This is a genomic window from Undibacterium cyanobacteriorum, assembly GCF_031326225.1.
Classification (GTDB): domain Bacteria; phylum Pseudomonadota; class Gammaproteobacteria; order Burkholderiales; family Burkholderiaceae_D; genus Undibacterium; species Undibacterium cyanobacteriorum.
Genome location: NZ_CP133720.1, coordinates 807,998 through 820,958, shown reverse-complemented (window position 1 = coordinate 820,958; position 12,961 = coordinate 807,998). Strand labels below are relative to the sequence as shown.

Genomic DNA, 12,961 nt, shown 5'->3' with positions numbered 1-12,961 from the left:
GACTACAATACAAAAAAGAGAGCACGGCGCCTTGATGTTCATTTTTCAAGACCATAAAAAACTGAAGATCACACCGGTCAGGATACAATGGCAACTATACATTACAGCTTATTCTAAGCCATCATCGAGAGGACAGACTATGTACCAATTTCATATCGAAGACATGACTTGCAAACATTGTGAAGCGACCGTAACAAAGGCCATTCAAACACTAGATCCACAAGCACAGATCACGATCGATCTAGGTAAACATGAAGCGCAGGTTTCCAGCTCGCTCGATCGCGAAACATTGCTTAACGCGATTAGTGATGCCGGCTTCACGCCGCAATAAGTCCGTTTTTACTAACGCTTGATCGACCTCTCATTAAGCACAGACAAGGTATCACGATGCTCATCATCATCGGCTTCATTGTGGTTCTTATCTCCGTTTTTGGCGGCTTCGCCATCGGCGGGGGGCACCTCGCCGCACTGTTTCAGCCGAATGAATTGTTAATGATTGCTGGTGCTGCCATCGGCGCCTTCATCATCGGTAACGACAAAGAGAGTATGCTGACGACTCTCAGAGCAATTCCCACGATTTTCAAGCCAAACAGCCGTAGCAAATTTCTGTATTTGAGCCTGCTCACTTTATTGTTCGAATTACTCACCAAGGTCCGAAAAGAGGGACTGATGGCAATCGAATCGGATATTGATAATATTTACGAAAGTGCCGTTTTCGCCAAGTACCCCGTGGTATTGCAGGATGCACACTTGATGGAATTCTTGTGTGATTATTTGAGGCTTATGGTATCGGGCAATGTCGATTCACATCAACTCGAAAACTTGATGGATGTCGAGCTCGACACCCATCACACCGACGAAGATTTACCGATCCAAGTGGTCTCAAAAATGGCAGATAGTTTGCCTGCGTTTGGCATTGTGGCAGCGGTCATGGGTGTGGTTCACACCATGGAATCAGTGGGTATGCCGCCGGGTGAACTCGGCATTTTGATCGCCAAGGCACTGGTGGGTACTTTCCTGGGCATCTTGCTTTCGTATGGCTTTGTGGCTCCGATAGCAGCACGGCTCGAGCAAAAACTCAGTATCAATACCATGGCCTATCATTGCGTCAAGGTCACCATCATTGCCAGTCTCAATGGGTACTCGCCACCGATTGCCGTGGAGTTTGGACGTAAAGCTTTGAGCTCACGTGCTCGCCCAAGCTTCCGTGAGTTAGAAGAGGAAATTCGCCACGCTAAAGGGCGATAAGTTTGCTCGGCATGGAATCAATCAGAAATCAATAGGTGATCAAAAACGAATTACCACCGAATCGTTCACAAATCACAAGCACCACCTTAATAGCACCAGCGCATCAAGAGCGGCACCAACACAGGCGTCAACACCGCCGTCAACATGCCGTTCAATCCCATACCCAATCCAGCATACGCTCCCAATTCCGAACTCAATTGAAAAGCACGTGCGGTTCCAATTCCATGCGCGGACACACCCAAGGCAAAACCGCGTGCCTCCAGTGAAGAGATGTGCAAGATTGTGAACACCAATCGCGCGATGATCGCGCCGATAATTCCGGTCGTAATCACCACGGCCGCGCTAACAGCTGGATAGCCATGCAAAGCTTCGGTAATCGCCATCGCAATCGGCGTCGTGGCAGATTTTGGGGCCATCGAAATGGCCAAGGCCAAGGAACCACCGAGCCAGCTCGTGAGGATGAAGGCACAAAGGATGCTGCTCACACAGCCTAACAACAAGCTCCAAAACAAGGGCAGCAGCAAACGCTTCAAACGATGCGCTTGCTTTGCCAAAGGTATCGCCAAGGCGACTGTGGCAGGTCCCAGAAAAAAATGAAGCGCCTGTGCTCCGGCGAAATAGGATTGGTAGGAGACATCCGTTCCATACAAAACCAAAATAATCATCGCCACTGCAAGCACCACCGGGTTGGCGAGAGGGTTAGCGCGAAACCAGGTGGAAATTCGCAGCGCAATAGCGTAAGCCACAAAACTCAGACTCAACGAAAAAAACGTCAACCACAATGGCGAATCACCCATCAACTTAAGCATGATCTTGCTCACTGGCGTTTTTATCTGTATCGCTTGCAGAAGGATTTTGCAGATATTGAAAGCTCACCGCAACCACGACCATGGTCACGACCGTGCTCACCACCATCGACACCACGATTGCTATCCACGCCGTTCCAATCTGTTCTTGCGAAACCATGATGCCAACGCCGGCTGGCACGAACAATAAAGACAGGTGCTGCAATAATTCCATTGAAGCTTTTTCGATCTTTTGCAGCAGACGCGGGGAAAATAACAAGCAGAGAAACAAGACGACCATACCCACCACAGGTCCTGGTATCGGCACTGGACTATAGCGGCTCAGAACCTCGCCGATCGCTTGAAACAAGAATAGAACGAAGAAACAGAAAAACATGTGGGGCTCGCCACTTAGCAGTAAGGATCGTCAAAGAATATCGCCAGAGCAAACTTGATGCACTGAGCTCAACGTGATTTGGTATAACGCTCGACGATCTGATCGATCTTTCCTTCGCGCTTCATCTTGTCGACGGCGGCCTGCATCTTTTCTATCAATTCAGGATTGGATTTGAGATTCATACCAAAGTACAGCGCCGCACCATCATTGAGTTTCATCATGCGTTTGATGGAGTGCGCGGAAATGCCGAAGGTCTTTTGATTCTGTTGCATGCCGATTTCAGTATTGGCGACGATATCGATTTTCCCTGCTTTCAACATGCGCATCTCGTCTGTATTCGTGTTGAAAATTTGAATCGACGAACTAGGAACACCGGCCTCCAACAACTCACTCAATGAAGCCTCTTCGCGAATCGCGCCAATGCGAAAATTCGCGAGATCTTTGATCGAATGAATTTTCGACGCTACTTCGGTGCGAGCGAAAATCCACATACTGCGAGGCAAAATGGGGCCGATCCACACAAACTGTTTTTCTCGAACGGGAATACGCGAGATGGTGTAAATCAAGGTGTCAGGATTCTCCAATACCGTCTTATAGGCGCGCGTCCACGGCACCAATTCCTTATCGCATTTGATCTTGGTTTCCATACAAACCGCCTGCAAGATCTCAGTGGAAACGCCAACCAATTGATTGTCGCGCATAAAGTTATACGGAGGCCACTCTTCAGTGTAAGCCTTGATTGTCAGTTGTTGCGTTTGATTTGATAGCTGCGCGGCTGATTGTGCCTGCGCCGAAAGAGGCGCAAGCGATAGCAAGGACAAACAGGCTATCACGCCATTCAAGATACGAAGAATGCGAAGTGCGCATGCAGAGGGCTGAGGCTCAGTTTTCCTTGTGCCAACAAGCGCCCTACTCGAGCGCCCTTGCACTCGATTCTTTCCAAAAACATTTTGTAGAAACATTCCTAGCTTCATTATTCTTACATCCAAAATTACCGAGCGAAATCGTCCCATTTCACTGCAAATTCTTCTTGGTATAGTGCTGCACTATATTTTGAATCTTGCCCTCTCGTTTCATACGTTCGACCGCAGTTTGAAGTTTCTCAACGAGTACAGGATCACTCTGTATATTCATGGCTAGATAGATCGAACCACCATCGGTGACCTTCATCACGCGCTTGACTTGTTCGTCGGCGATCTGAAAGTTTTGTTGGTTGACTGCCATCGCGATTTCCGTATTCACCAAAACGTCGATCTTGCCCGACTTAAAAGTGCGCATCACATCAGTATTGGAGTTGAAAACAATAATCGCTTGTTTAGACACACCGGCATTCACTAATTCCTCTGCCGATGCTTCGCCACGGATCACGCCGATACGGAGCCGATTAAGATCGCTAAACTGTTGAATCTGAGAAGCCAAATTCGCACGCACATAGACCCACGTTGTGCGCGGCAAAATCGGACCGATCCAGACGAAATGATGCTCGCGTGCAGGAATTCGCGCGATGCCGTAAATCAACGTATTCGGATTATCTTGAACGTTTTTATAGGCGCGCGTCCATGGTACTAACTCCATCGGACAGTAAATTTTTTCGAGGTGACAGGCTTCTTGCAAGATGTCAGAAATGATGCCCGTCACTTGACCTTCACGCTGATAATTATACGGCGGCCAATCCTCTGTGTAAGCGCGCAATTCCAATTGTTGAGCTGCAGCCATTCGCGTCATCAGCATAAGACTCAGCAAGGCAAACGTAATGCCTGCGAAACGATGTATTAGCAGATTGAATTGACGAACTCTCAAGCAAGCTTCTCCAGGCTAAAAACGCCTCAATTAAAGGGAATTGAAGTGAATTAAAGGGCAAAGAATTATGGCACAAATCAAAACCCATCCATCGAGAATAGTCAGAGCAAGCCTTCAAAACAGAGGCTTGTTGCTTTCTTGCAGCGCCTCAGTTTGAACGAGCACGATGTCAGCTCAGCAAAGATGTAGTTTGCAAGATATGGGAGGGATGTGTTCTGAAGAATTTCATGCGTCGAAGGTTGCCGCACGGGTTCGATCGACGTGCTTTTTAAATGAAAATCGCTGAGATGAAAACTCAGTCCTCGGTCGGTTTTTCAAGTTTAAACAGGTCTGCCACTTGGCATTCAAAGATATCGACAAAGGCATTGATGTATTGGACTTTCCAGTGATCTGCTCGATTATCAACAATACGCAGTAATTGGGAGTGGGAAACCGGAACGCGCATCTCGATCAGCTTTCTATGCAAGGCGGCGACTGATTTGATGCCACGCTCAGCCATCAATTCATAAATGCGAAACTTCACATTGGTTTTCAATCGTGGACCTGGAGTTACCACAGCTTCGGTCGATACTAGTTCTGTCGAGGTTAGTTCTGTAGATACATTATGCGCGTTAGGTATCGATGACATGATGCAAAAAAGCGATTTCAGAAGTGTGAAATGATACACCACCCTGTTTCAAATCCAGAGATATTTTCGCCGCAATTTCATCATAAAACGGCAAAAATATTCATTTAAAGCACAAAATCGTCATGCCATGCTTGTTTTTTATAAGAAGACGTGGCATAGTGAAGCCTCGAAGTTCGATACAGCTTCGATAAGCTTTTTATTTTGCAATTTGTGACACGCGTCACGTTTTAATAAATCATTAGTCAGTAACATACGTATCACGCACTGCAAAATAATTTGCTGCGTTTCATCAACAAGCTTTGTTCTTAACCCATTTTTTGAGAAGGATTTATCGTGAAAACCAATTCGTTTGTTCAACTGATGCAAAACCTGCGCGCTTACACAGCTGTGTTGCCGGTGGTGGGCACAGCACAAACAGGTCGCACGAAATCCAAGAACACGTATTTAGCCAGCATCAATCTTATTAATTCGCCGAGCGCTTTTAGCGAATCTGAACTATGCAATGAGTTCAGCCCATTGATGCACCAACATCCAATTAGCAACACAATCCGGGGATTGAGTCCCGGCCTCACAGGAGCAAGCGCCGCTTGATTCCCAAAAGCCGAATCTCACAGCCCGGATGCCCTCAAAAGCTCCGGGCTTTTTGTTTTGTGTTTTTGTTTTTGATTGGATGTTGAACGGGCACCGACGTGTGCTTGATTTCTAACGATCTATTGCGCTGAGGCGTGAAAGGGAAACCTAGGTTCCCTTGCAATTTTGTAGTGAAACCCGTCGTAAGGCGGTCGTGCCGTAATCATCGGAATAACACGGGAGTACCCGAGTTCGTCGCTCTCATTGAGGGTGACGAACTCACATCGCGAACTCACATCGGAGTGTAGCGCAGCCTGGTAGCGCAGCTGCTTTGGGAGCAGAAGGTCCGAGGTTCAATTCCTCGCACTCCGACCAAAGAGTTTGATTATTGAATTTAAAAAGAAAAAAGAGAAGAAGAAAAATATGTTTAGAGTTTATTGGACTGAACATCACAACGATACGCCGCAAGCGCGTTTCCGTGATTTCGATACGCGAGAGATGCAAGCAGCCTTGCACTTCATTGAAGCTTTACGCCAAGGGCAACGCCATGGCTTAGCTTTACAACACATCACCATGTCTTCGCAAAATCCGCACTCGGTGGGGCTCGCTGGGGTCGCAGAACCTGCCGCCGACTACGAATGGAAAAAGCGCCGCGCCTGATCTGAAAGCGGCGTTCACCGCCATTCAGAAAACCGGTGAGTGATCCTGTTCAATGTAGGAATCATGTGGCGACATCCTGTCGCTACATCGTCCGGCAAACCTTGCTCGGGTATTTTAGGGTGACCATAGCTCAGTTGGCAGAGCTCTAGGTTGTGGTCCTAGCGGTCATCGGTTCGACTCCGATTGGTCACCCCAAAGTATCTGAGCTCCTGAGGAGCTACTGCGATACCAAGAGTGTCGAAAAGAGAAAAGATCTGATTTTCTACGAGTAATTTCGCCAAGTTCCAGCAGCAAATACTTAAGCTGCAAACTGAAAAATGGACATCAAAACCCAAATTTGAACCTTTCAGTTCGTTGAAATTTTCGAAATTTCTTGTAAAGTAGTCGCCAAATTCAGCGTGACGCATGCCTAACTGTTAGAGAAGGAAAATAATGCCAAAGAGTCTCCTACTTTTTTTGATGGCTTATGTTTTGAACTTCAACGCCCACGTCCAGGCACAAAATACTCGATTCATCAATACGAATAATTTTGATTTTCACGCAGTTTATGGTTCGATTTCAGAGTTTGCAGCACCACACACATCGGCATCAGTGACTCCTCGAAAATATGAAGCCGCAATTGAGATTTCAGATGCACTTCGATTAGGAATCTACTTCGATAATGGTTGGAAGGTCGTCGAAACTCGTGAGAACCTTTTTCAGGCCGATAGTTTCACTGGTCGAAGACTGAAATTTCCCCCAGAACTTGAGAATCAATTCATCACATGCTTTGAGAAGGAAGTTTGTCCGAATGTGGTGAGCTCTGATTTGCTCGCGAAGATCGAAGAAGTCGGTAAACCTGAAACTGACACATATGGTCTGCAATTTGATAGAGACTTCTTCGCCGTCCTAAAAAAGAATAATTTTTTTGAAAACAAGTTTGCTGTGGTCGATCTGCAGAGCGGTCGCTTTATCAATATCGGAAAATATGGTCGTAAATATGCTTTCTCCGCAAATTTACAGAGCATACTTTATGCAGACTGCGAAAAAGATAAAGTACGTTGCACCGTGCGTATGCAATCACTACGAGAGACACAAGATTTCACAGCGCTGGTTCTGCCATTTCAAATTGAAGATATGCAAGTAAGTGGCAATCGTCTTCGATTGCTCGTCAAACATGCACACAATGATCGTCAAGGTTTCTTTGATCGGGCGCTGGCTTGGATGGGGCATCCAAATACATATTATGATTGGTCGCTTGTTGAAGTGAACTTGCATGACCTAAAGCAGACTGAATATCCCCTTCATAAGAACTCTGCAAATTCATGGGGACGATTTATTTGTAAATGGTGTGATCGTTAGCCAATCAATTTTTCCTTAGTACTCATGCTGACCACACTCGCTTTCTATTTTTTGGAATTGGAAGCGAAGCTAGCGTATCAGGAGAATTCGAAACCTCCCTAGACATCGTTGCAGGCAAGACCAAACGAAAATCTCAAATATAATTAATGAGGCGTTTGCACGAATCACATCAAAATTCTTTTAGTTGAAAAAATGTGGAAAAGAATAAAACAGAAATACGATATAAGAGCGACTGCGATTGGAATTTTGCTCATTTCATTGTGGATTGGATTTAGTCTGACATATGAGAACTCGAGCGAGAGCGGTATTACTGGATCTCAGTATCTCTATAAGTCAGATTATGTTGTCGATCTCATCGGACGACCGCAACGCCACGCCCTTCTTGGCGCTGACTTTAAGGGTACAAGACTCAAGTGCGGTCACCTTCGGTACTTGGTGCTCGGAGAATCAGGAACACAAACGTTTTCTATAAGATTGTCTAAAAACGATGCGGACAACTGGACAGTGAAGGAAATCAAAACAGGGCTTTACCCTGTTTTTGAAACGCCGTGCTTCGAAAGAAACACATAAGTAAATGTGAGAAGTGGCACTAGGAAGCATGCGGTCACTTCACATATTCAAGCTGATTGCGCGGCGACATTGAACTTCGCAACTTACACCAGACAAGCTTTAGTCGCAAAGAATACATCAATACTCCTCTTATTCACCAGTGCACGACTGAAATAGGAGGAAAAATCGAAGCTCGTAATAAGAATTGGCGTAAGTCTAGGATCGCAATAAACAAGAATAGATTTCAATTATCGAACGCTCCCTTCTCTTGCTTTGCTCTTGCTTTGTTCTAGTTTTGCCAGAACAAAAAATCACTCACGCATCTTGCGGTACAAGGTTTGACGGCTCACGCCAAGCCGACGGGCTGCTTCAGAGACATTGCCTTCGGTCAAACGCAAAGCATGTTCGATCGCCTGAGCAGAAAGTGTTTTGAGTTTAGGGAAATCATCGAACTGAGAGGGAAGCCCGTTGGCACCAAAGCCATTGGCTCGCACATCACCGATCGCTAATTCATTCTGCTCAAGCGTTGAAGTCGCCTCACCATGATTGAATGATTTTTGCTTAATTGGAAGAGTGACAGCTTGATCGCGCTCGTGTTCCCCACTAAGAACGCCAAATTCCGTCAACATATCTTGGGCAAAATGCTGCCACTCGATCTGTGTTTCCTCATCGTCCAACAAAGCCGTTGCCGTACGTAAGCAGTGACGAAGTTGTCTTACATTGCCAGGCCAGCTGTAAGACTGCAGTGTTTGCATGATCTGTGGCGCGAACGTGATCGTGAGCTGAGGTGAAAATTCGTGCAAGATGCTGGCGCAGAGCGCAGCAAAATCAGTGCGGTCACGTAACGCCGGTAACTGCAATTGCAAACCATTGATGCGGTAAAACAAATCTTCGCGAAATTGTCCTAACTTGACCTTCTCACGCAAATTTTGGTGGCTGGCACAGATCAAACGAAAGTCCACTGGAACGGCACTGCCACTGCCGACCGGCATCACCGTCCGTTCTTGCAATACACGCAGAAGGCGCGTCTGCAAGCTCAAAGGCATATCGCCAATTTCATCCAAAAATAAAGTACCTCCGTCTGCCTCGCGAATACGTCCTGGCGAGCCTTGCTTCAAGGCGCCAGTGAAAGCGCCGGGCACGTAGCCGAACAATTCGGCCTCAATCAAATGCTCAGGAATCGCTGCGCAATTCACCGCTGCGAAATGGCGTGCTTGGCGCGTCGATCCCGTATGCACCTGCTTCGCAAACACTTCTTTCCCAACCCCGGACTCGCCTGATAATAAGAGCGGGATATCGCGTTCAAAAACGCGTCGGCCTTTTGCTAAAGACTCTTGCCATTGCGGATCGACGTGCGAGGACGAGCTGTGGGCAGGTATTACCTTGCCTGAGTACTGCTGAGCCGCCGTCCGCAGCACTTGCGAGTGTGGATGCAGTTGTGCAAAGAATGATTTTCCAAGGCGGGTATGAAATTGAACCAAGGTCGCGAAGCGACGCGTTTGTTGCGACAGAAATTCTTCTAACTTCAAGTCAAACATCTGACTCCAATGCAATCGACTTAGATCGGCAAAGCGCAAACCCAGCAGATGCAAAGCACGTCGATTGGCTCCCAACACGAAGCCATCTTCTGAGAGTGCTAAGATGCCTTGTGCAACGGAGGCAATACCCGCTGCTTGAGCATGAAATTGTAGAACGATAGGGTAACGATCGGGACTGAGGACCATACTGTTTTCGATCATCTGCACGGCGGTCGATACCAGCCCTAAAGTATGCGCTTGGCGACTACGATGATCGCCAGAAATATCTAAAATGCCTAGCAGATTTCCTTGCGCTGAAAGGATGGGCGCTGCAGCGCAAGTCAAAAACTCATTGGTTTCCAAATAGTGTTCGGCCCCATGTACTTCGATTTCATTACACTCTGCCAGTGCCGTGCCAATCGCATTAGTCCCTCGTTGTTGTTCCGCCCAGGTGGCGCCACAACGCAAAGCCACACGTTCAGCTTTACTTAAGAAATCGAGGTCGCCAACCGTGTGCATCAATACACCTTGCGCATCGGCCAAGACCACCATCGATTGACTTTGTTTTACTTGCTCAAAGAGGAAATCAATAATGGGCTGCGAATGCCGAATCAATTCGTAATTGCGTTGACGAGCGCGATTCAAACTAATCGCATCTAGGTTATCCGCACATGGGCTTCCACCATAATGTGGCAACCCCGCTTGATGGCTGCGCTGCCAGGAATCGGCAATACGCTTATCGATGCTGGTTTGCGGCGCGATACCGCGTTCGAGCAATTGTTGGCGCGCATGTTTAAGATGCGGCGCTGGCAAAATTGCGTGTTGGCGCATAGAGTCTCCTAAACGCTGGCGCTTGTAGCTTCTGTCGAAGGTCTAGCTTGCTGAGACACTCGACAGGGGTGAAGGGGTGATATAAGCAGGCAGCCGCGTCGTATCTTGATTTTTCTGACTACACTATAGCTGATTTGCACTCGCCATCGCGGTGGCGGTCAACTTCTGTTTGCGCTGTCACAAAATTCCACAATCAAACTGTCACAAAATGTGACACCACTGTTCCAGTGTTACAACGCCAATTCGACCTGCGTGCATCCTCATTTTTCGAAGCTTTTTCTGGAATCGATCATGCTGCATAGCATGATTTTTGTCGGTCAAGCCACCGGAAAGCATAGTATTTTGCAACGCAAAATACTATGCACAATTCCAAACGAAGTTTCTGCGGTTTAGACGACATGACAGGGTTTCACACCGCCGCTTGGCACAGCTCTTGCAAAACCTCCTTCGACAACACGAAAAACTGTTGCACAACACAGTATCCGCATTGTGTAAATAACCATCAACTTGAATCCCAAGGAGACCACCATGATCTACGAAGCACCCGGTTCTGCAGACGCACTCATTCAATACAAAGCGCGCTATGACAACTTCATCAATGGACAATGGACCGCACCGGTCAAAGGTGAATACTTCGATGTCATCACACCGATCAACGGCAAAGTCTACACACAAGCTGCACGTTCCAGCGCGGAAGACATTGAACTCGCGCTTGATGCTGCACATGCCGCAGCCGATGCGTGGGGTGCCACACCAGCAGCGACCCGCGCTAACATTTTGCTAAAAATCGCCGATCGCATCGAAGCGAATTTGGAACGTTTGGCCTATGCTGAAACCGTCGATAACGGCAAGGCGATTCGTGAAACCTTGAATGCCGACATTCCATTGACAGTCGATCATTTCCGCTATTTTGCTGGATGTTTGCGCGCACAAGAAGGCGCCCTGTCGAACTTGGATGACAATACCGTTGCTTACCATTTCCACGAACCACTGGGCGTCGTTGGTCAAATTATTCCTTGGAATTTCCCGATCTTGATGGCTGCGTGGAAACTCGCACCAGCTCTCGGCGCAGGTAACTGCGTGGTCCTCAAACCTGCCGAGTCGACACCAATTTCTATTCTCATTATGCTGGAAATCATAGGTGATCTATTACCGCCAGGCGTACTCAATATCGTCAATGGCTTTGGTCGCGAAGCCGGCATGCCGCTCGCCAATAGCAAACGCATTGCCAAGATCGCTTTCACTGGATCGACTTCAACGGGGCGCGTGATTGCTCAAGCCGCGGCCAATAACTTGATTCCCGCCACACTTGAACTGGGTGGCAAATCGCCCAATATTTTCTTTGCCGACGTGATGGATAAAGACGATGCCTTCCTCGATAAAGCCATTGAAGGTTTGGTCTTATTCGCGTTCAACCAAGGTGAAGTGTGTACTTGCCCATCGCGTGCGCTGATTCACGAAAGCATCTACGAAAAATTTATGGAGCGCGTATTGCAACGTGTGGCTGCGATCAAGCACGCCAACCCGCTCGACACCGATAGCATGATGGGCGCGCAAGCTTCAAAAGAACAGTTGACCAAAATCTTGTCCTATCTCGATCTCGGCAAACAAGAAGGTGCCGAAGTCTTGGCGGGCGGTGCGCAAGCCCAGCTCGGTGGTGATTTGGCAGGTGGCTATTATGTGCAACCGACTCTGTTCAAAGGTCACAACAAAATGCGGATTTTCCAAGAAGAGATTTTTGGTCCCGTGTTAGCGGTTACAACCTTCAAAGACGAAGCCGAAGCACTGGCCATCGCCAACGATACTTTGTATGGACTCGGCGCGGGTGTATGGACTCGCAACGGCAACCTTGCCTATCGCATGGGGCGCGCGATCAAAGCAGGTCGCGTGTGGACCAACTGCTATCACGCTTATCCAGCGCATGCCGCGTTTGGTGGCTACAAGGAATCCGGCATCGGTCGCGAAACACACAAGATGATGTTAGACCACTATCAACAAACCAAGAATTTGTTGGTCAGCTATAGCGAAAATAAGCTGGGCTTCTTCTAAGAAGAATATGCAGCAGACTTCAATCGGTTTGACGAGGTCTGCTGCAGTTTTGTTGAAGCTATTTTGTTGAAGCTATTTTGTTGAAGCTATTTTGTTGAAGCTATTTTGTTGAAGCTATTCGCCTAGACCACAACAATGCGCCGGCAGATTTTTGCATGTTATTTCACTCATCGAGGATTCCATCATGGTTGAACGTGTGATCGCCACTGAAGCCGCCTTGCAACTAATCCGTGAACTAAAGGCGCAGTATGGGCAACTGATGTTCCACCAATCTGGCGGCTGTTGTGACAATAGCGCCGCCAACTGTTATCTGCCCAGCGATCTGACGATTGGTCCTTACGACGTTAAATTAGGTGAAGTCGGTGGAGTCCCCTTTTACATCGGCAAACAACAATATGAATATTGGAAGCATACACAACTGATACTCGACGTCATCGATGGGCACGGCGGTACTTTTTCCCTTGAAGGAAATACCGGCAAAGCCTTTCACACGCGATCACGATTATTCACTGATGCCGAATGGTCTGAGATCGAAAGGTTGGTCGCACTGGATCTTCGCTAGTTCAGGGCGTTTCCGCTCAGCGCT

The 12,961-nt window shown here is 47.6% G+C and carries 13 protein-coding genes and 2 tRNA genes; 9 read left to right on the top strand and 6 right to left on the bottom strand.

Translation table 11 applies throughout. From position 1 onward, the window contains the following. Window positions 1-139: 139 nt before the first annotated feature. Both RF679_RS03445 and motA read left to right on the top strand, forming a co-directional pair. Window positions 140-331 (top strand): heavy-metal-associated domain-containing protein, encoded by a 192-nt coding sequence (locus RF679_RS03445; protein ID WP_309482824.1) that lies wholly within the window; start codon window positions 140-142, stop codon window positions 329-331. 56 nt (window positions 332-387) lie between these two features. After that, window positions 388-1,248, top strand: a complete 861-nt coding sequence (motA, locus tag RF679_RS03440; protein ID WP_309482823.1) for a flagellar motor stator protein MotA — start codon at window positions 388-390, stop codon at window positions 1,246-1,248. Between the two features lie 86 nt (window positions 1,249-1,334). Here motA and RF679_RS03435 read toward each other — a convergent pair whose 3' ends face one another. From RF679_RS03435 to RF679_RS03415, 5 genes are all read right to left on the bottom strand, one after another. Then, the gene (locus RF679_RS03435; RefSeq protein WP_309482822.1) at window positions 1,335-2,057 is read right to left on the bottom strand and encodes an LrgB family protein; all 723 of its coding nucleotides are present in this window, start codon (window positions 2,055-2,057) and stop codon (window positions 1,335-1,337) included. Continuing rightward, window positions 2,050-2,430, bottom strand: a complete 381-nt coding sequence (locus RF679_RS03430; protein ID WP_309482821.1) for a CidA/LrgA family protein — start codon at window positions 2,428-2,430, stop codon at window positions 2,050-2,052. The genes RF679_RS03435 and RF679_RS03430 overlap by 8 nt, the downstream gene beginning before the upstream one ends. Window positions 2,431-2,498: 68 nt before the next feature. After that, on the bottom strand, window positions 2,499-3,251 hold the full coding sequence (locus tag RF679_RS03425) for a substrate-binding periplasmic protein (protein WP_309482820.1): 753 nt from the start codon (window positions 3,249-3,251) through the stop codon (window positions 2,499-2,501). Window positions 3,252-3,444: 193 nt separating this feature from the next. Beyond that, the gene (locus RF679_RS03420) at window positions 3,445-4,161 is read right to left on the bottom strand and encodes a substrate-binding periplasmic protein (protein WP_309482819.1); all 717 of its coding nucleotides are present in this window, start codon (window positions 4,159-4,161) and stop codon (window positions 3,445-3,447) included. Window positions 4,162-4,525: 364 nt separating this feature from the next. Next, window positions 4,526-4,753 (bottom strand): helix-turn-helix domain-containing protein, encoded by a 228-nt coding sequence (locus tag RF679_RS03415; RefSeq protein WP_309482818.1) that lies wholly within the window; start codon window positions 4,751-4,753, stop codon window positions 4,526-4,528. Window positions 4,754-5,191: 438 nt separating this feature from the next. On the opposite strand from RF679_RS03415, the gene RF679_RS03410 reads away from it, so the two are divergent. The 5 genes from RF679_RS03410 (at window position 5,192) to RF679_RS03390 (ending at window position 7,429) form a co-directional block, all read left to right on the top strand. After that, complete coding sequence (locus RF679_RS03410) at window positions 5,192-5,449, top strand: hypothetical protein (RefSeq protein WP_309482817.1); 258 nt, start codon at window positions 5,192-5,194, stop codon at window positions 5,447-5,449. Between the two features lie 277 nt (window positions 5,450-5,726). After that, window positions 5,727-5,803: transfer RNA gene (locus RF679_RS03405), tRNA-Pro, on the top strand. A gap of 48 nt (window positions 5,804-5,851) precedes the next feature. After that, window positions 5,852-6,088 (top strand): hypothetical protein, encoded by a 237-nt coding sequence (locus tag RF679_RS03400; protein ID WP_309482816.1) that lies wholly within the window; start codon window positions 5,852-5,854, stop codon window positions 6,086-6,088. 119 nt (window positions 6,089-6,207) lie between these two features. Beyond that, window positions 6,208-6,283: transfer RNA gene (locus tag RF679_RS03395), tRNA-His, on the top strand. Window positions 6,284-6,520: 237 nt separating this feature from the next. After that, window positions 6,521-7,429, top strand: a complete 909-nt coding sequence (locus RF679_RS03390) for a hypothetical protein (RefSeq protein ID WP_309482815.1) — start codon at window positions 6,521-6,523, stop codon at window positions 7,427-7,429. Between the two features lie 860 nt (window positions 7,430-8,289). Here the strand turns inward: RF679_RS03390 and RF679_RS03385 are convergent. Then, window positions 8,290-10,326 carry a sigma-54-dependent Fis family transcriptional regulator gene (locus tag RF679_RS03385; protein WP_309482814.1) on the bottom strand — a complete coding sequence of 679 codons (2,037 nt, stop codon included), beginning with the start codon at window positions 10,324-10,326 and terminating at the stop codon, window positions 8,290-8,292. Between the two features lie 528 nt (window positions 10,327-10,854). Between RF679_RS03385 and exaC the strand changes: the two genes are divergently transcribed. Next, window positions 10,855-12,375: an acetaldehyde dehydrogenase ExaC gene (gene exaC / locus RF679_RS03380; protein WP_309482813.1), complete on the top strand. Its 1,521-nt coding sequence runs from the start codon at window positions 10,855-10,857 to the stop codon at window positions 12,373-12,375. 184 nt (window positions 12,376-12,559) lie between these two features. Beyond that, window positions 12,560-12,937 carry a DUF779 domain-containing protein gene (locus RF679_RS03375; protein WP_309482812.1) on the top strand — a complete coding sequence of 126 codons (378 nt, stop codon included), beginning with the start codon at window positions 12,560-12,562 and terminating at the stop codon, window positions 12,935-12,937. Window positions 12,938-12,961 lie beyond the last annotated feature (24 nt).

Bases quoted from the DNA above. Each gene is read 5' to 3' on its own strand.
- RF679_RS03445 (WP_309482824.1), top strand. From the start codon at position 140: ATGTACCAATTTCATATCGAAGACATGACTTGCAAACATTGTGAAGCG.
- motA (WP_309482823.1), top strand. From the start codon at position 388: ATGCTCATCATCATCGGCTTCATTGTGGTTCTTATCTCCGTTTTTGGC.
- RF679_RS03435 (WP_309482822.1), bottom strand. From the start codon at position 2,057: ATGCTTAAGTTGATGGGTGATTCGCCATTGTGGTTGACGTTTTTTTCG.
- RF679_RS03430 (WP_309482821.1), bottom strand. From the start codon at position 2,430: ATGTTTTTCTGTTTCTTCGTTCTATTCTTGTTTCAAGCGATCGGCGAG.
- RF679_RS03420 (WP_309482819.1), bottom strand. From the start codon at position 4,161: ATGCTGATGACGCGAATGGCTGCAGCTCAACAATTGGAATTGCGCGCT.
- RF679_RS03400 (WP_309482816.1), top strand. From the start codon at position 5,852: ATGTTTAGAGTTTATTGGACTGAACATCACAACGATACGCCGCAAGCG.
- RF679_RS03390 (WP_309482815.1), top strand. From the start codon at position 6,521: ATGCCAAAGAGTCTCCTACTTTTTTTGATGGCTTATGTTTTGAACTTC.
- RF679_RS03385 (WP_309482814.1), bottom strand. From the start codon at position 10,326: ATGCGCCAACACGCAATTTTGCCAGCGCCGCATCTTAAACATGCGCGC.
- exaC (WP_309482813.1), top strand. From the start codon at position 10,855: ATGATCTACGAAGCACCCGGTTCTGCAGACGCACTCATTCAATACAAA.
- RF679_RS03375 (WP_309482812.1), top strand. From the start codon at position 12,560: ATGGTTGAACGTGTGATCGCCACTGAAGCCGCCTTGCAACTAATCCGT.